This window comes from Blautia sp. MSK18_10 (assembly GCF_020553185.1).
GTDB lineage: Bacteria > Bacillota > Clostridia > Lachnospirales > Lachnospiraceae > Blautia_A > Blautia_A wexlerae.
In genome coordinates, this window is sequence record NZ_JAJCGT010000003.1 from 84,312 (window position 1) to 99,518 (window position 15,207).

At 40.5% G+C, this 15,207-nt stretch carries 27 protein-coding genes; 18 read left to right on the plus strand and 9 right to left on the minus strand.

What is annotated here, in order from left to right:
- Positions 1-4: 4 nt before the first annotated feature.
- The 7 genes from LI074_RS02535 to LI074_RS02565 all read right to left on the minus strand — a co-directional run bounded on the left by LI074_RS02535 (position 5) and on the right by LI074_RS02565 (position 5,101).
- Positions 5-1,420, minus strand: coding sequence for a recombinase family protein (locus tag LI074_RS02535; protein ID WP_173697632.1), 1,416 nt, complete (start codon positions 1,418-1,420; stop codon positions 5-7).
- A 169-nt stretch (positions 1,421-1,589) separates the two neighbouring features.
- The gene (locus tag LI074_RS02540) at positions 1,590-2,132 is read right to left on the minus strand and encodes a Uma2 family endonuclease (RefSeq protein WP_022381196.1); all 543 of its coding nucleotides are present in this window, start codon (positions 2,130-2,132) and stop codon (positions 1,590-1,592) included.
- A 41-nt stretch (positions 2,133-2,173) separates the two neighbouring features.
- Positions 2,174-3,310 carry a type I restriction endonuclease gene (locus LI074_RS02545; protein WP_173697633.1) on the minus strand — a complete coding sequence of 379 codons (1,137 nt, stop codon included), beginning with the start codon at positions 3,308-3,310 and terminating at the stop codon, positions 2,174-2,176.
- A 163-nt stretch (positions 3,311-3,473) separates the two neighbouring features.
- Complete coding sequence (locus LI074_RS02550) at positions 3,474-3,941, minus strand: hypothetical protein (RefSeq protein ID WP_173697634.1); 468 nt, start codon at positions 3,939-3,941, stop codon at positions 3,474-3,476.
- 41 nt (positions 3,942-3,982) lie between these two features.
- On the minus strand, positions 3,983-4,210 hold the full coding sequence (locus tag LI074_RS02555; protein ID WP_008704146.1) for a type II toxin-antitoxin system MqsA family antitoxin: 228 nt from the start codon (positions 4,208-4,210) through the stop codon (positions 3,983-3,985).
- Positions 4,210-4,530 (minus strand): DUF4258 domain-containing protein, encoded by a 321-nt coding sequence (locus LI074_RS02560; protein ID WP_173697130.1) that lies wholly within the window; start codon positions 4,528-4,530, stop codon positions 4,210-4,212. The genes LI074_RS02555 and LI074_RS02560 overlap by 1 nt, the downstream gene beginning before the upstream one ends.
- A 1-nt stretch (position 4,531) precedes the next feature.
- Complete coding sequence (locus LI074_RS02565; protein WP_173697635.1) at positions 4,532-5,101, minus strand: helix-turn-helix domain-containing protein; 570 nt, start codon at positions 5,099-5,101, stop codon at positions 4,532-4,534.
- A gap of 146 nt (positions 5,102-5,247) precedes the next feature.
- Between LI074_RS02565 and LI074_RS02570 the strand changes: the two genes are divergently transcribed.
- Entirely contained in the window at positions 5,248-5,442 is a 195-nt protein-coding gene (locus LI074_RS02570; protein WP_173697636.1) for a helix-turn-helix transcriptional regulator, read from the plus strand.
- A 185-nt stretch (positions 5,443-5,627) separates the two neighbouring features.
- Here LI074_RS02570 and LI074_RS02575 read toward each other — a convergent pair whose 3' ends face one another.
- The gene (locus LI074_RS02575) at positions 5,628-6,419 is read right to left on the minus strand and encodes a DUF4393 domain-containing protein (protein ID WP_173697637.1); all 792 of its coding nucleotides are present in this window, start codon (positions 6,417-6,419) and stop codon (positions 5,628-5,630) included.
- 126 nt (positions 6,420-6,545) lie between these two features.
- Between LI074_RS02575 and LI074_RS02580 the strand changes: the two genes are divergently transcribed.
- On the plus strand, positions 6,546-6,737 hold the full coding sequence (locus LI074_RS02580; protein ID WP_173697638.1) for a hypothetical protein: 192 nt from the start codon (positions 6,546-6,548) through the stop codon (positions 6,735-6,737).
- On the opposite strand, the gene LI074_RS02585 is transcribed toward LI074_RS02580, so the two are convergent.
- Complete coding sequence (locus tag LI074_RS02585; RefSeq protein WP_173697639.1) at positions 6,721-6,930, minus strand: hypothetical protein; 210 nt, start codon at positions 6,928-6,930, stop codon at positions 6,721-6,723. The two genes, LI074_RS02580 and LI074_RS02585, sit on opposite strands and share 17 nt — an antisense overlap.
- A 165-nt stretch (positions 6,931-7,095) precedes the next feature.
- On the opposite strand from LI074_RS02585, the gene LI074_RS02590 reads away from it, so the two are divergent.
- The 16 genes from LI074_RS02590 (at position 7,096) to LI074_RS02665 (ending at position 15,146) form a co-directional block, all read left to right on the plus strand.
- Complete coding sequence (locus tag LI074_RS02590) at positions 7,096-7,251, plus strand: hypothetical protein (protein WP_173697640.1); 156 nt, start codon at positions 7,096-7,098, stop codon at positions 7,249-7,251.
- A 24-nt stretch (positions 7,252-7,275) separates the two neighbouring features.
- Complete coding sequence (locus LI074_RS02595) at positions 7,276-7,431, plus strand: hypothetical protein (protein WP_173697641.1); 156 nt, start codon at positions 7,276-7,278, stop codon at positions 7,429-7,431.
- Positions 7,413-7,628 (plus strand): hypothetical protein, encoded by a 216-nt coding sequence (locus tag LI074_RS02600; RefSeq protein ID WP_173697642.1) that lies wholly within the window; start codon positions 7,413-7,415, stop codon positions 7,626-7,628. The genes LI074_RS02595 and LI074_RS02600 overlap by 19 nt, the downstream gene beginning before the upstream one ends.
- On the plus strand, positions 7,625-7,759 hold the full coding sequence (locus tag LI074_RS02605) for a hypothetical protein (RefSeq protein WP_265107633.1): 135 nt from the start codon (positions 7,625-7,627) through the stop codon (positions 7,757-7,759). The genes LI074_RS02600 and LI074_RS02605 overlap by 4 nt, the downstream gene beginning before the upstream one ends.
- Positions 7,760-8,038: 279 nt before the next feature.
- The gene (locus LI074_RS02610) at positions 8,039-8,794 is read left to right on the plus strand and encodes a rolling circle replication-associated protein (protein WP_173697643.1); all 756 of its coding nucleotides are present in this window, start codon (positions 8,039-8,041) and stop codon (positions 8,792-8,794) included.
- Positions 8,795-8,796: 2 nt separating this feature from the next.
- Positions 8,797-9,192 (plus strand): RNase H family protein, encoded by a 396-nt coding sequence (locus LI074_RS02615; RefSeq protein ID WP_173697644.1) that lies wholly within the window; start codon positions 8,797-8,799, stop codon positions 9,190-9,192.
- Between the two features lie 20 nt (positions 9,193-9,212).
- A complete protein-coding gene (locus LI074_RS02620; protein ID WP_173697645.1) occupies positions 9,213-9,707 on the plus strand; it encodes a hypothetical protein in 495 nt (164 codons plus the stop codon).
- Positions 9,704-11,617, plus strand: coding sequence for a PcfJ domain-containing protein (locus tag LI074_RS02625; protein WP_173697646.1), 1,914 nt, complete (start codon positions 9,704-9,706; stop codon positions 11,615-11,617). Before LI074_RS02620 ends, LI074_RS02625 begins: the two co-directional genes overlap by 4 nt.
- Positions 11,618-11,627: 10 nt before the next feature.
- Positions 11,628-13,046, plus strand: a complete 1,419-nt coding sequence (locus LI074_RS02630; RefSeq protein ID WP_173697647.1) for a hypothetical protein — start codon at positions 11,628-11,630, stop codon at positions 13,044-13,046.
- 75 nt (positions 13,047-13,121) lie between these two features.
- Positions 13,122-13,346 (plus strand): hypothetical protein, encoded by a 225-nt coding sequence (locus LI074_RS02635; protein ID WP_173697648.1) that lies wholly within the window; start codon positions 13,122-13,124, stop codon positions 13,344-13,346.
- On the plus strand, positions 13,313-13,570 hold the full coding sequence (locus tag LI074_RS02640; RefSeq protein ID WP_173697649.1) for a hypothetical protein: 258 nt from the start codon (positions 13,313-13,315) through the stop codon (positions 13,568-13,570). Before LI074_RS02635 ends, LI074_RS02640 begins: the two co-directional genes overlap by 34 nt.
- On the plus strand, positions 13,567-13,944 hold the full coding sequence (locus tag LI074_RS02645) for a hypothetical protein (protein ID WP_173697650.1): 378 nt from the start codon (positions 13,567-13,569) through the stop codon (positions 13,942-13,944). The genes LI074_RS02640 and LI074_RS02645 overlap by 4 nt, the downstream gene beginning before the upstream one ends.
- Positions 13,919-14,080 (plus strand): hypothetical protein, encoded by a 162-nt coding sequence (locus LI074_RS02650; protein WP_173697651.1) that lies wholly within the window; start codon positions 13,919-13,921, stop codon positions 14,078-14,080. The genes LI074_RS02645 and LI074_RS02650 overlap by 26 nt, the downstream gene beginning before the upstream one ends.
- Positions 14,077-14,325 (plus strand): hypothetical protein, encoded by a 249-nt coding sequence (locus LI074_RS02655; RefSeq protein ID WP_173697652.1) that lies wholly within the window; start codon positions 14,077-14,079, stop codon positions 14,323-14,325. Before LI074_RS02650 ends, LI074_RS02655 begins: the two co-directional genes overlap by 4 nt.
- Positions 14,326-14,327: 2 nt before the next feature.
- A complete protein-coding gene (locus LI074_RS02660; protein ID WP_173697653.1) occupies positions 14,328-14,510 on the plus strand; it encodes a hypothetical protein in 183 nt (60 codons plus the stop codon).
- 165 nt (positions 14,511-14,675) lie between these two features.
- Positions 14,676-15,146, plus strand: coding sequence for a hypothetical protein (locus LI074_RS02665; RefSeq protein ID WP_179962919.1), 471 nt, complete (start codon positions 14,676-14,678; stop codon positions 15,144-15,146).
- The last annotated feature ends 61 nt before the right edge of the window (positions 15,147-15,207 follow it).

Here is a 15,207-nt window from a genome sequence, read left to right on the forward strand (position 1 = left end):
CAATTCAGGAAATAATGATGTCAAAAGACATTTTTCCGGATTCCTTATCATATATGATCTGCTCTACAACACTTCTGATCAGATTTCCTTTTTCTTCGTAACCTACGTCTGGATTCTTCAGGACATCCGCAACAGAACGGATCTCTTTCAGGACTTCTTCTGTATTAGGTTGCTCTGACTGTTCTTCCTGTAATAGCTGTGAAAGGGCAGCAGTCAATTCTAATCGGTCTGATACCAGACGGTCCTTATTATTCTTGTATTCCGCCAGAGTATCTACTCCTGCCTCATAAGCCTCTTTGATTCTGCCTTCTCTCATGGCGAGCTTACTGATCTCTCTTTGCAACTGATCAATCTGCAGTGAATGATCAGTCTTTTTCTTTTTACATACATATGTAAATTCTGCTCCATCTAAGATCTGATCAAAATAACTTATCACAGCTTCTTCGGCCTTTTTGACTGATAAAGCAACAGAAGTCTTATGAAATCCCTTTGCGTACTTCCAGCACTGGAAATAAGGACACTTATTATTACCGGTGTAAGAAAGTGTGGCTCCGCAGACAGAGCACTTCAAAAGACCGGATAGCCAGTGCTTGCAGGCAGAGACATTCCGTGCCTTGACCGGGCGTTTCCGGGAAGTGATCAGCTTCTGACGTTTTTCGTACCGTTCCCTGGAAAGACGTACCTCATGGTTTCCTTCAAATTCCACTCCGTTCCAGACAACAGTTCCGCAATAGAAGGGATTTCCAAGAATCCGGTCAACGCTGCGCCGCTCGAAGAGTTTTCCACGTTTTGTCCGGTACCCGAGATCATTGCAACGCCTGGCAATAGCTGTCTCATCTAAGTTCTGATTATCATACAGGTCCATGATATAAGAGACAATGGCATATTCAGCTTCATTAATGATATAAGGTTTTCCATGTCCAACTGCAGTATAGCCAAGACAGGGAGACGTCTGATAGCCTTTTTGCAGGGCTTTTTCTTTCATGCCACGCAAGACCTCACCCGACAATCGAATGGAATAGTATTCATCCATCCATTCGATGATGCGCTCGATCAGGCTGCCAAAAGGTCCCTCGATCAGTGGCTCAGATACACTGATCACGTCTACATTATCCTTCTTGAGCATACTCTTGTATACGATAGACTCTTCCTGGTTACGGGCGAAACGACTGAATTTCCATACCAGGATCACATCAATAGGGTGAGAAGGCTGCTTCGCCAGGGCGATCATCTTCTGAAACTCCGGACGCTTCTGTGCGTGCCGGCCGGAAACACTCTCAGTAAAGATAAAGTCCCCGGAAACAATCATGTCATTCTTCTGGGCATAATCCAGCAAAAGGCGCTTCTGTGCATCAGGAGATAACTCTGTTTGGTCCTCTGTCGAGACACGGATATAGAGAGCTGCTACTTTACTACTCATAAATATCACCTCGGTTTTATAAAATATGTAATTTCAAGTATAAAAATAACAGCCACACAAACGTTCTGATTGTGTAACTGCTCCGAAGATGATACAATATCTTTGCCAAAGTACTGGATCTCTTCGGAGATTCTTGAGCCGTCCCTGCTACCAACAGGGGCGGTTTTTATTATAATAATTCAGAGATCACAATTGATAAATCGGGATATATACATACTGGAATTTCATCGTCGAAAGAATACAATCCGGTACCCGATTCATTTTCAAAATCGTAGACATTTACGATACCTTTCAGGGGATTTATAATCCAATATTCTCTGACTCCGGCCATCCGGTATTTAAATAATTTTATTCCGTAATCTTTACTCTGGGTAGCAGGAGAAACAACCTCAATTACCCAGTCAGGTGCACCATGACAACCTTTTTCATCTACTTTGTCCGGTGAGCAGACAACTGTTAAGTCTGGTTCGACATAGTTCTTGTTATCTTCATTCAGGAACACTGCAAATGGAGAAACATATGGTTTACAGGATCCGCTTTTACTTTTAATATAATTGCGGATAGTAGCATACAGTTCACCGACGATTACCTGATGCCTGGTATTAGGTGGTGCCATCATATAGATCTGTCCATCAATCAGCTCTGCACGTTCACCATCCGGAAGAGCGTAGATGTCATCTATTGTATAAATCCGTTCTTTGGGTAATGGCATAATGAAAACTCCTTTCGTTAATCTATTGAGACAGTTACTTACTATAATTTCTTTAAGTTTTTACGTGGACCTTTTTCAAGTAAAATTTTATATGGTTCCGGCATTTCATAGTTTCCCCAACGTGTGTACAAAACCTCTTTGAGCAAAACTGGATGTAAATATCTCTGAACAACTTCTATTATTTGCTCTGAGAAATTCTTTAAATCAGATATATCTGAAATTGGCATACGAATTTCATTTTTATTTATATCCGGAAGAATCAATAATTTTTGCGTTCCGGATAACGAAATACGGCAAATCCATTTTCTTACATTTTTCTCATACAAAACAGCAGTATAGGATCCTGTATGCTTAAGGCTGATTTTATTCACGTCAACGGTATTCTTCAGGACATCTTTGATTTCAGAAAGAATATCCCAATGTTCGTTTGTTTGTATATTGGGAGCTGATACATTTGAACTGGTAACAGTGGTGTTAAGAGCCGCCTGGATTTTATCAGTCAACAATTCATTTATGTAATCGGTTAGTGCTTTTTCTACAATAGGTCGAAACTTTTCTATCACAGACTGTGTTTTTGCACCTTTATATACTGGCTGAAGAAAAAGCTTGATAAAATCATCAGTCGGATTTTTAAACTGATTTTCGATAAAATTTTTAAATAAACTATTATATTTCAATAATGAAGCAGAGTCCATAATTTCAGAGATATTAAGATTTTGTTTTTTAAATTTATTCAACTGAGAAATTTCTGCATCTTTGATATTAAGAAGATTGATATCTAGGAAAGGCTCTTTATCCATTTTGTTTGTGTCATCTAAATCTGTATAGAACTTATATTCTATACCATTGGTAAGAATGGCAAATTTAGCAGGTGTTGACACGAAATAGCGAAATAACTGAGAACTATGCCGATCTAACTTCTTATTTACAGATTTAGCTTCAATAAGAATGACAGGATCTTTACCCATCAGGATGGCATAATCAACCTTTTCTCCTTTTTTAATTCCAATATCAGCTGTGTATTCCGGACAAAATTCTAAAGGATTAAACACATCATATCCAAGAAGTTGAAAAAAAGGAACAATCAGAGACATTTTTGTAGCCTCTTCGGTTTGAAGAGTATCCTTGATATTTTCAAGACGCTCGGTGTATTTTCTTAATTCATCTTTGAATTCCATAATGGAAATCCTCCCTCTGTAATATAGACAATTTTAATGCAGATTATTTTCCTAACCTCAATTCAATTAATTTTTGATGATATCCAGTTATTCGGGATATCTGTTCAATAGTAAATTCTTTATATTCTTCCAAAAGCGAATCTGGTAATAACAGCTCCGTTCTTTAATCTGCTGATGAAATCATATGTATCACCGCAAATGGTTCGAAATAAATGACATAATTATCAACAACAGCGTATACACCGTATTTAGCATGGTAACACTGAATAGCCTCTTTTAAATATTCCTCCGTAGCATCCAGATATTCAGCCATCTCATAAAGATTCCCACATCCTGCTTCATAAGCACTGATCAGACCGGTAAGTCCAATCTTTAGATTATACCCATAAAGCCGAGCTCGATACTCCTGTTTTCGGCTTTCTGCCTTATTCTGGTCTAAAATGTTTCCGGAGCTGGTGCGATAATGCCCGATTTCTTCGGCAAGCACACAAGATTTTTCTGCTTGTGTTTCTATATCCTTTCGGATTGCTATGCGACTGCCACGGATCAGGCCATCATGTTCAGTAAGAGGTTGTTCTTTAACAAGTAACCCTTCCTGATTGGCAGCAGTCAGTAATTGTTCGTAATTCAATTGGGATCACCCCTTTAGCGATTAAAATAAAACGGTTCTCTTTAAGCTGTTTGCTTGTAGTCAACAACTGCAATTTCAGTCAGCATACCTTTAACTTTTTGAATAATTTCTTCGATTCGCTCAAGTGTTTCACCATTTAAGTATTCTTCCCCGCATTGAGAACACTTTTCACAAGGAACGTTCTTGATAATGATATAGCATCCCTGATAATCAGTCATGTAAGTTGTTGTAGAAGATTCAATATTACCTTTGCAGTAAAAACAAGTCATTATGCGTTCTCCTTTCTAGTCTTGAAATCAGATTCCCATTTATCAAAACTGGGGAAATAAGCTGTTATAAGGAACAAATCCGATTCGTGATTTCCGATGACTACATGAAGATATTTATCTTCGATGCTCATCCCCAGAATTAAACAACTGGGGTAAGGATAATCATCTGGATATTGTTCGATGATTTCTCCATTCATAATACAGGATATTACATCTTTTAAGAATATTCCACGCTGTTCCAGCCTTTTAGCTGCGTGGAGTGTAATACGAATGTTTTTGGGTATACATAGTTTACGCAATTCCAATATATCTAATGCCATATCATTCCTCCCATTCTGAATCATCATTCATAATATCCAGATCATGCTGAACACCCTCAGGAGTCTGTTCTACATCCGTCCTGGCATGAGCTGCAAGAAGATCTTCTTCCATCTGCTGGGTGGAGAGGAGGTTCTTTGAATAAGTTGAAACTTTATTTTTATTGGATGTAGATAATTGATCGTATAAAACTAAAAGATCAATATAGCGTGATATACGTTTAGCTGTTTGCTCCTTATTGTTAGATATTACTGTCATTTCAATGGTTCCTATGGGATCCCCCAATTGAAAAACAAAATCAGAATTCTGGTTTGTTGAGGTATTTTCAGAAGCAAGATTTATTGTTTGCTCATTATCCATCATTTTTAAAAGAGTATCTAGTTCAAGTCCCATTCCAGAAGCAACTTTGGCTATTGAGGGAAGGGTAGGAGAAATAGGCTTGTTATTTCTGGGATTTACATTATTTTCCAGCATTGAAATATATCCTTTGCTGAGCGAACAGTTACTTGCAAATTCACTCATACTTATATTATTTTCTTTTCGATATTTTTTTATGATATCTCCCAGTGTCATTGATACACCACCTTTTCTTTGTTTAGTATATTGTACAATAATGAAAAATAAAAGTCAACGAAATTGTTCAACATACTTGACAAATAATTCGACAAATGATACTATACGAATAGTTCAACATGATGAACAGAAAGGGGGATAGTAAAATGGGATTTAAAATAAGAGAATGTAGAAATGAAATAAATATGTCTCAAGAAGAGTTATCTAAAAAATCTGGTGTATCCAGAACAATCATTTCAGGTTTAGAGAACGGTACAATTACAGTAACAACTACAGAAACATTACTTAGAATTGCACGTGCTATGAATAAAAAGGTTGTGGATATTTTTTTTGAAACATAGTTCAACATGTTGAAAAAACAACAGGCATATCCAGAAAGAGGTGAGATAAATATCAACGATTGTAGTAGCCATAATTGCATCAGCAATTACCGCCAAAATAGTAGCCACCTACTATTTTAAAAAAGTAGATGGCTATGTTAAAGAAATGTGTGAAATGACAAATAAAAATAATGAAAAAACACTGTCTATTGTACACAAACTTCAAAGAAATTCTCTCCCAAAGGAGTAAGACACCCAAAATATTTTTTGATTTCCAGTTTCTTTGGTTTGTTTAGACTCTCTGTTTGTATAGAAAGAATTTTATAATATTCAGTTTCTTTAAAAGACTCATAAATAGAATCGTCCACTAGAGAGGCATCGGTTATTATTTTTATTATTCCTAATCGGTTAAGAGAGGAAATAGAAGAGCAAGCCTGCTCGAGGCTAATTTCTGAAAACGAAGGAATATAAACGTTTGAAATAATGGTATTGAAACTATTGTCACTGTAATCTCTTAAAATATAATCAACTAATGGAAAACTATCTCTAGGATCAAGACTTTTTAAAATTTTAGCGTCCAAAGGACTCATTTGCTTAATAATTTCTGCAAACGATGGATGAACAGCTTGAGTGTATCTGTCATCCATAGACTTAGATATTAAATTTACAAATAGTTTTCGAAGATCTTCTGATTCAATACAGTATTTGGAGTTTTCAAGAGCTTGGGCGGTTGTCTGAATGTTTGGTTCAGTAAGGTTCTCTTCGGGAATAGCTGCGATTGATTGAGATAACTCTTGACCATACAGTTCAAGGTCATGAGCGTATTTCATGCGACGCTTATCAGCGGCTTGAGTAATTCCGCCAAAAACCAAAAACCATAAATCAGAAAATGTTTGACCTATTCCTTGGGTTGGCTTATCCGTGAGATTTTTAACAGCGTTATCAATAGAATCTGGTAACTCAAGTAATTTGATAAGGGAAGAATCTTTATCAGACATAGTTATTACCTTCTTTCTTATGTACTAGGCATGGCAGTGCCTGTAATACCAGAATAGGAGAGCAAAGAGGAAAAGTCAATAGCTGTCAGACCAGAATGAGACAGCATAGGGAAGAGGTGAAGTGAGATGGAAATTCGATCTATAAAAATTGATTTCGACAAAGATATGCTGGAAATCAACGGAAAGAAAGCAGAGAAGCCAGTTATTGTAACTCTCCCAGGGCCTGATGGATGGCCCACACAGAAAATGTTCAACCCGGAAATCAAACCCTATGAAGAGTATGGACGTATCACAGTCACTATCAATAATAAGCTTTGATAAAACGAATGTTATTGGATACAGCATAATCAATCATTTTAATGAAATGACCGTTTATGATTGTTCCACAGATTTCGGAAATATCTTTGCCAGCATTAGACGGAATAGCAATTAAAAGATAATTTCCGGCAGAATCCTTACATTCAGTAAAGTAAGTATCATATCCATTGATATTTATTGAAATAGGTTCCATAAACGATACTCCTTTCTTAGATACTCGGCATGCCAGTGCCTGTAATACAAGAATAGGAGAGAAACAAAGAGAAGTCAACAAAGGCCGTTCGACAAACTGCTTAAATTTTTATAAACAGTAACCCATACATATCATTTCCCATACCATAAAAAAGAGGTGAGGAAGATGTCAGAATTAAAGCTGGTAACAAGAAATATCCGTATTAATGGAATTCAGCATAAAGCCAGTGATATGTCAGAAGAAGAAATCAAATGCCTGCTCATCCAGAGGCAGGATGAACTTCTTCTGAGCATGAATTACGAAAGAAAAGCCGCCGGTTAAGGCGGAGAAAGAAGGACAAGCATTATGAAACAGTACATAATCATAGCCCTCTGCATCCTTGCAGGGAAATATGTGGACATCCCGATCTGGTTTAACATCCTCTTTGGGATATCCGCATACTGGGCGGTAGATCAGTTCAGGAGAGTTCAGGAGAAAGAAACATGTTCAGAGACAAAATAAGAGAGATTCTGGAACTTGTACTCAAAGCTGAAGAAAAGAATATTTATGTGGCATACAATTATGACACAGGCACAAAAGCATTAGCGATTATAACAAACACAAAGGTATTTGGCTTTGAAGACAATGAGTATATGGAAGAATGGTCAGAAGAATGCATTCAGTATCTCAAAAACCTGATCGGGGAGAGAACAGAATGACTGAAGAAGAAAGAATGAGGGAAGTAGAACGGATTTCCAGAAGAACCAAAGAATCCGTCAAGATCCCGCCAGATCAGCAACGAATCATCCGTATTGTTCGATTTAAGAGCGGAAAACTGGTACTTGTATAGGAACGCTGGAAGATGCCATTCGAAATGCAAAACGAATGGAAGACCTCTACGGACCGATCGAACACATAGAATAAAAAAGACTCATGTAACGCAAATACATGAGCCGGGGTGACTTTTGCCACTTGGATATTAAACCTGTAAAAAATATAACATCCAGGTGGCGAAAAGTCAAGATTTAAGCAGGAGAAAACCTGCTATATTTTTAACCTTTTTCAGGGGACAGGAAAGTCCCTTCAGGGCTTGATTAAGGGTATTAAACTTACGACACCGGGGTGACATATGAAGTGTGGATACATAAGAGATACATGGGATTGTGGGGAAACCTTAGAGGTAGAGGAAAAGCATACAGGAAGATATGGTGCAAGGGGGCAGAAGAGGGAGCCGAAGAAGGAACCCACCCCGGAAGACATCATAAGGCAGAATCAATGGAAGCGGGTGAGAGATCTTAGGAGGCTGGTAAAGTGGAACTTCACAACCGGAGACAGCTGGATCACACTCACCTACCAGAAAGACAAGAGGGTAAGCTGGGAAGAGATGATAAAGCATATGCAGAAATTCATAAGAAAGCTTCAGACCAGATATCGGAAATATGGTTGGACCTTAAAGTATATCTGGAGACCACAGATAGGAAAGAGGGGTGCGATCCACATCCATATCCTCTTAAATGCCGAATCAAATACAGAGACCCGGACAGAAAAGATTGTCAGGGAACTTTGGACACATGGGAATCCGAACATGAAAGTGGTATACGACCTGAAGAACGGAGATCTGGCAGAGTACATAGCAACACCTTTACAGGAATGGGAACCGGAAAAAGCAAAAGCATATCATCCGTCCAGAAACCTGATCCGCAAAAAACCGGCCAGAAAAGAAATAAAAAGACGTTCCCTGATAGACAAAGATGGAGTAGTCAGAGAACCCAAAGCCCCCAAAGGTTACTATGTGGATCCGGATTCCATCAAAAAAGGGATCAATCCTGTGACAGGATACGCGTACCGCCATTACACACTTGTAAAGATAGACAGGAGGATTTGAAGATGGACCAGAAAATGGCAAGAGTAGATATTTCCCTTATCGTCAGTGATAAAAGCGCAAGGATAAAGAAAGGCAGGTGCGTATACATCATTGCCAGCCAGGATTTTCCAAAAGGTCCGGGAAATCCGATCAGCGGCAGAGAAGAAGCAGAAGATACCACACCACACCGCCTTGTCATGCTGGGACTGATCGCTGCCCTGAAAAGAATACGCAGACCGTCCCTGATCACAATCCATACAACCTGCCAATATCTTGCAAATGGTCATAAGAACCTTAACGTATGGAAGACAAACGGATGGAAAAGAAGCGGGGACCGGGAATTAAAAAATGCAGACCTCTGGCAGGAGATAGATAAACAGCTCAGCGGTCATGCAGTAAGATTCCAGACGGAATTTTAACACAAGGAGAGGAGAACACAATGTTTGATAAATTTGGAGAAATGAATTCATACACAGAGATCAATGAACTGGCAGCCAATCTTCTGCAGGAAGGAGATCTGGACAGCTTAAAAGAACTGGCAAAGGAAAACGGCATTCCGGATGATTATGTAGAGATGTATCTGGAAGAAGCCATCCCATCCCTCTGCGATTCCACATCTGCAGCTATTGGCAAAATCGATGTGGAATGCACGAAACTAAAACCCAAGGAACTGATGCTGGACTGGGTAGAGTACATCAAGGGACTTTGTATGGAGAATGAGATGATCGCCCACCAGGTCCGCAAGAAAGGAAAGACTCTGCAGGGATGCATGGTGGTTCTGCTGGAATATTCTTTTAAAAACCAGATCACAGTAGATAAAGCGATCATAAAGGCAGCAGGAGTCAGTGCCGGTAAGGTGACATTTGGAGTTCCCGGTATGGCAAAAGCCAAGGAGCTGATCCGGGATTACTACATGGGAGGGGCAAAGGCATGAAGCGGACAAAATTATTACGCTGCATCCCATGTACAGTTCCAAAAGTAAAAGATTCCGACAGCGTGATCGCTGCAAGCCAGCTTCTTGAGGCGGACGGAGAGCGGGCAGTAGAGATCAGCCTGTTCGTCAAAGGAGAACTGAAAGCCCGGTATTTTGCAGATAAAAAGAACCACAGTACATGGGTAAATGAAACATGGACAACCTGCGGGCTCAAAAATGTACTCAGACTTTGCATGGGCCAGCCGGTTTTGAAAAACGATTTTTACCACGGCTCCCCGGATATGGAATGGGCCGCACAGGAAGACAGGGACAGGGTATATAACTTTCTGGATACCTACAGCATTGGCAGTTACGAGACTACAGTGAATGAAACAAAAAGAGACCTGGCATACATCCGGAAGCAGGAAAGAATCAATGAAATGATGACAGAAGTCCCCTGTGTGCCGGAGGAAGCAGAGAAGTGGGTAGAAGATAAACTATTTCCGGGAAACATCCTGTTTTTTAAGAAAGAAGAGAACCGGACTACATTCAACTGTACTGCCTGCGGTTATGCCGGCTGGAGAAAAAACGGATGGAAGCATGGAGAAAAAACCATATGCCCGAAATGCAAGGCACCGGTAACGACAAACAGCAGACAGGAGGAAAAGACAGCCAAAGCCATGGTAACCATTCTACAGCAATATGACAAAAAGTGGGTGGAGCGTCAGTTTCGGGCAGTCTGCAGATGGACAGCAGGGAAGAAAGAAATAAAGCTGTCTGAGAGGATCAGAGCTATCATGCCGCTGAGGGAAACCTGGGGAAAAGTGTGGTACGGCACGATTCCGGAAGCGGATGAGTTCACACAGGAATTCTGGGACAAACCACATGGAAAGAGATTTGTTCCGTCATACCTGTATCCCGGAAATCTTCCGGAAGTGTTAAAAGCCGGAGGACTGGAACACAGCGGAATGGATATCCTTGCAAATGCAGGCATGAAATTCAACGTAAACATCTATATCATATCCTTCCACAACCACCCTTATCTGGAATATCTGACAAAAGCCGGTCTGACAAGACTGGCAGCAGATATCGTAAATGGTCACTGGGTAGAGATCAACAGAAACGGAAGGAATCTCAGGGAAGTACTGATGCTGGACGGAAACCACTTAAACAGGCTGAAAACGATAAACGGTGGAGCCGCCATCCTGGGATGGCTCAGGTACGAACAGGACAATGACATCCGGATTACACAGGAAAGCTTGGAATGGATTGCCGGAAAGAATTTAAAAATAAGTGACTGCCAGGATATCCTTAATGAACTTGAAAGCGTGAACCGGATGGTCAACTATCTGAAGAAACAGAAAATAGCTCCAAGTAAATCTACGATCATATGGAGAGACTACCTGCGTATGGCAAGAGAAGAGGGATACGATACCACTGACGACATTGTGAGACTTCCAAAGGATTTAAAGGCTAGGCACGATCAGCTGGTAGAAGTGAGAAATCAGAGAAAAGATGATAAACGGCTGGAAGGATATAAGAAACTGGATGACCGGATAAAAGAAAGGCTTCCGGACATGAAAGATTACTTCTGGGAAGACCGGGAATACATGATCATACCGGCAGGAACATGCAAAGAACTGATGGACGAAGGAAGAACCCTTCACCATTGCGTGGGAAGCAGTGACACCTACATGAGAAAGATGGCAGATGACGTCAGCTGGATCCTGTTCCTGCGAAGAAAATCAGAACTGGAAAAGCCCTACTACACCATAGAAATCAGTCTGAAGGACGACCATATCATCCAGTTCTATTCAAAATATGACCGACAGCCGGATAAAGAGACCATCAATGGTATCCTGAACCGGTATAAACGGAGCATCCGAAAAAAGAAGATAAAAATTCAGGTACCGGCAGCAGGCATAGCATAAGGAGGATACTATGGAATATATGCAGTTAAGTATGGATGACTATATCCAGAGCAAGAATGAGATCAAACAGGAATTGGGAGGGATCGTAAAAAGCTTCGTGCGGATCGGATGGCAGCTGACCCGTATAGATAAGTCAGGAGCCTATAAACACGATGGATACAACACCATTGCAGAATTTGCCAGAACAGAATATGGCATGAATCCATCAGGAGTCAGCCGTTTCATGAAAGTATATGAGAAATATTCCGTTCCGGGAGATACACCGGAGCTTAAGGAACAGTACAGGGAATTCAAATTCAATAACCTGGTAGAAATGCTCCAGCTTCCGGAAGAAGACCAACAGATCTTTCATCCGGAGGATAAAAGAGAGGACATCCGCGAATTAAAAGACTTCAACAAAGAAAATGAAAGTAATCCGATGAATCTCTTAGATTGGAAATCTGCACAGAGTACAGAGGACAAGCTCCACGCCACGATCCAGGAATTCTTCCGGGAAAAGACAGGAATCCTCAATGCCCTGTACAGCAGTGAGGCATACCAGTCCGGAAACATCAAGGAAATGGCACAGATCGTCAACCCTGGTGACAGCATGAGTTATCGAAAAGGAACGGTCTTCTTAATGTTCCATCAGGAAGATATCACAGTCAAGATATTCAATGAAGAGATGAGGAATATCTCCTGGGACCAGTTTTTTACATATACACAGGAGATATTTGCGGAAGCGGCAGCAGGAGCGGAGACATATGAGAATTATTTTGGGATTCCAGAGGAAACTCATGACTCAACGCCCAAAGAGATTCCGAAACCTACGCCAAAACTCGTATCGAATCCGATACCCGAACACGATGTTCGCCCTGAACCGGAAATTGCGCTGGCGCAACAGCCAGAATCGGTGGAGAATGTGGAAAAAACTGTGGATAACCATGAAGAAGGTCAAAAAACAGCAGTTCCAGAAAAAGAGGACTCTACATCAGGAAAACCTAAAGCAGATTCCTATTCTGAAACACCAGAATCTCAGCCGGAAAACATAGAAAAAAGTCAAGAAACAGCACTTCCAGAGCCGGAACCACAGATTCCAGGCCAGGACAGCATTGAAAACCATCCGGAATATATGCCAGAACCGGAAGAACAGCCAGAAAGCAATCTGAAACCAGAATTGCAGGAAGACCATCTCGGTGAGGCCAACGAAATGGTGACGGAAGAACTGGAAATTGCGCCGGCGCAATCCGGATCAGAGCCGCCTGCAGCAGAACCTAAGACCAGAAAAGAGTATATAGATACGTTAACAGTTTATGGAACAGCTGAGTATATAGCAAGAGCTATGCGGCAGTTCGCAAACAAAACCTACAGCACGCTTCTGGATCCTGCGTTCTGGGAAACATGGCTAAACGGAAAAGTAGACCATAACGGAAGACCCTGGGAAGATTAAGGGTGCCCTAAAATTCACATAGATACATCCTTCCTGTGTGAGCCTGTCAGATCACAGGAAGGGGAAAGGAGAAAAATGAATCTCAGACAGAAAAAGAAATTATTTAGAAAAGTAACCGGTCAGAATCCTCCGGGATGGATGCATTACAGTAGCCGCCGGTTCCATGATTTTCTTTGCAAACCCTGGGGCGGTCTGGCAGAGCTGAAGAAACAGGCAGCCACCAGAGCAGTAGAAGACTTTAACTGGAATATTTCAAGGAGAAATGAATGGATAAGATCGTCACATCGATACAGGAGATAAATTTAGAGGACATCAGATTCCCAATCATTGCAGTATTTGAACACCCGGAAGATTATCCGACGAAATCTGTAGACAGAATATTTGAATTAACCAAACCAACAGATACCGTGATCGTAAAAGATATACTGGAAGAACTACAGAAAGATATTCAGACACGCTGGATAGGGATATTCTTCCAGAGAACAGAATTTGATGTACCGTCAATGAAAGGATGCTGGGTATGAATCAGGAAGGATTATTATTCCCAAAAGGAACCATTAGAAAAAAACGAAAGAAGCACCACAAAAGTATCATAGACAGAGATGCAAAAGGTCAGTGCTTCATCTGCGGAAAAACAGGTTATACAGAACGCCATCACATCTATGGCAGTGCAAATCGCAAATACTCCGAGCAATATGGCTTAACCGTATATCTTTGCCCGGAATGCCACAGGACTTCAGAGATTGCCGTACATAGAAACAAGGAAGTTCGAACCACCTTGCAGCGGATCGGCCAAAGAACATTCGAAAAGAAGTGCGGCAGCAGGGAAGAATTTGTAAAACTATTTGGTAAAAACTATCTGGAGGATGAAAATGAGCACAAGAGCAGAAATATGTAAACATAGTACAGGACACATCGGAGCTGTAGCAGTATACACCCGTCCCACCTGTCCGAACATGCACATCATCAAAGGCAAATATGTTACGGCCAGAACGAACTGCAAGGAATGCAGATTCTATGAGGAGAGGAAATGAATTTATGTGAAATCACAGACATAAAGACAGGAAAGACTATAGAACCGGCGGTTACGCTGAAACAGGCAGCAGAAAGACTGAAGTGTTCCGGAAGTGCAGTATCAGGAGCTTATTATGGAAATTATGCAATTGGTCATAGATATGCAATAGAAGCGGTAGATACAGCCATTGCAAAACAGGATTCAATATGGACCGAATGGGAAATGCGAAGAAACTGGTTTTTAAAATTATGTGGGAGGACATAAGAATGACAGGAAAGAACAAAGAAGGCTATCCGGATCCGACAGCCAGCAAAGCAATCCGGGCAGCAGATCATATGCCAGAGCATACATATAGAGATTATTGCATACTCAGAGCAATGGCATACCGCATGGGATTAAAGATAACCAGGATAAAAGATTTAGAATCTGGAAAGGAATGGAGCCGATAAAAAAGAAGGAGGCCGGGAACTATCAAAAGCTCCCGGCTAAAAGTATGAAAAAGAAAAAGTTTTATTTGCAATTACTCTTTGCTCTGTACAGGTAATAATATACCCAGAAAATGTGAGCAATATGTGATACAGATTTGAAGAATTTGTGAAAGGGGAGCGATACCGATGGACAAGAATATCCTGGAACAGTACATAGAATTAAAAGGGGAAATACAGGATCTGCAAGACAGGATAGACAAAGATGAACGCAGACTTGTGAAAATAGAAAAAGAAGGCGTAGTGTCTGATACAGTAAAAGGAACCAGAAGTAATGGAACTTTTGGCTCAATCAAAATCACCGGCTATCCGTTTCCTGAATGTGATCGGGTAAAAGGCATGATAAAGAAAAGAGTAGCAAAACTGCATATTTTAGAGGATGATCTTTTAAATGCAATAAATGAAGTAGATGATTTTATTGAGAAGATTCCCGAAAGTGATCTTAGAATGATGTTTCGTTTTAAATATTTAGATGATATGACCTGGGCAGCAGTTGCCATAAATATGAATTACCGCTTTCCGAAGAAAAGAATTAAATATACGGAAGATAGCTGCCGAAAACGCCATAACAGATATTTGGAAAAAAATTGTAAATATTAAAAATGTCCGGTCATGTCCACTTTCTCTATGGTACTATGTAAACTGAACTCAGTGGAAGATC

Coding starts and splice junctions, on each gene's coding strand:
- LI074_RS02585 (WP_173697639.1), bottom strand. CDS start 6,930: ATGGAACCTATTTCAATAAATATCAATGGATATGATACTTACTTTACT.
- LI074_RS02555 (WP_008704146.1), bottom strand. CDS start 4,210: ATGACTTGTTTTTACTGCAAAGGTAATATTGAATCTTCTACAACAACT.
- LI074_RS02665 (WP_179962919.1), top strand. CDS start 14,676: ATGGACAAGAATATCCTGGAACAGTACATAGAATTAAAAGGGGAAATA.
- LI074_RS02640 (WP_173697649.1), top strand. CDS start 13,313: ATGGATAAGATCGTCACATCGATACAGGAGATAAATTTAGAGGACATC.
- LI074_RS02580 (WP_173697638.1), top strand. CDS start 6,546: ATGGAAATTCGATCTATAAAAATTGATTTCGACAAAGATATGCTGGAA.
- LI074_RS02540 (WP_022381196.1), bottom strand. CDS start 2,132: ATGCCATTACCCAAAGAACGGATTTATACAATAGATGACATCTACGCT.
- LI074_RS02635 (WP_173697648.1), top strand. CDS start 13,122: ATGAATCTCAGACAGAAAAAGAAATTATTTAGAAAAGTAACCGGTCAG.
- LI074_RS02625 (WP_173697646.1), top strand. CDS start 9,704: ATGAAGCGGACAAAATTATTACGCTGCATCCCATGTACAGTTCCAAAA.
- LI074_RS02650 (WP_173697651.1), top strand. CDS start 13,919: ATGAGCACAAGAGCAGAAATATGTAAACATAGTACAGGACACATCGGA.
- LI074_RS02610 (WP_173697643.1), top strand. CDS start 8,039: ATGAAGTGTGGATACATAAGAGATACATGGGATTGTGGGGAAACCTTA.
- LI074_RS02560 (WP_173697130.1), bottom strand. CDS start 4,530: ATGGCATTAGATATATTGGAATTGCGTAAACTATGTATACCCAAAAAC.
- LI074_RS02615 (WP_173697644.1), top strand. CDS start 8,797: ATGGACCAGAAAATGGCAAGAGTAGATATTTCCCTTATCGTCAGTGAT.
- LI074_RS02655 (WP_173697652.1), top strand. CDS start 14,077: ATGAATTTATGTGAAATCACAGACATAAAGACAGGAAAGACTATAGAA.
- LI074_RS02595 (WP_173697641.1), top strand. CDS start 7,276: ATGAAACAGTACATAATCATAGCCCTCTGCATCCTTGCAGGGAAATAT.
- LI074_RS02565 (WP_173697635.1), bottom strand. CDS start 5,101: ATGACACTGGGAGATATCATAAAAAAATATCGAAAAGAAAATAATATA.
- LI074_RS02630 (WP_173697647.1), top strand. CDS start 11,628: ATGGAATATATGCAGTTAAGTATGGATGACTATATCCAGAGCAAGAAT.
- LI074_RS02570 (WP_173697636.1), top strand. CDS start 5,248: ATGGGATTTAAAATAAGAGAATGTAGAAATGAAATAAATATGTCTCAA.
- LI074_RS02545 (WP_173697633.1), bottom strand. CDS start 3,310: ATGGAATTCAAAGATGAATTAAGAAAATACACCGAGCGTCTTGAAAAT.
- LI074_RS02645 (WP_173697650.1), top strand. CDS start 13,567: ATGAATCAGGAAGGATTATTATTCCCAAAAGGAACCATTAGAAAAAAA.
- LI074_RS02535 (WP_173697632.1), bottom strand. CDS start 1,420: ATGAGTAGTAAAGTAGCAGCTCTCTATATCCGTGTCTCGACAGAGGAC.
- LI074_RS02660 (WP_173697653.1), top strand. CDS start 14,328: ATGACAGGAAAGAACAAAGAAGGCTATCCGGATCCGACAGCCAGCAAA.
- LI074_RS02590 (WP_173697640.1), top strand. CDS start 7,096: ATGTCAGAATTAAAGCTGGTAACAAGAAATATCCGTATTAATGGAATT.
- LI074_RS02575 (WP_173697637.1), bottom strand. CDS start 6,419: ATGTCTGATAAAGATTCTTCCCTTATCAAATTACTTGAGTTACCAGAT.
- LI074_RS02600 (WP_173697642.1), top strand. CDS start 7,413: ATGTTCAGAGACAAAATAAGAGAGATTCTGGAACTTGTACTCAAAGCT.
- LI074_RS02620 (WP_173697645.1), top strand. CDS start 9,213: ATGTTTGATAAATTTGGAGAAATGAATTCATACACAGAGATCAATGAA.
- LI074_RS02605 (WP_265107633.1), top strand. CDS start 7,625: ATGACTGAAGAAGAAAGAATGAGGGAAGTAGAACGGATTTCCAGAAGA.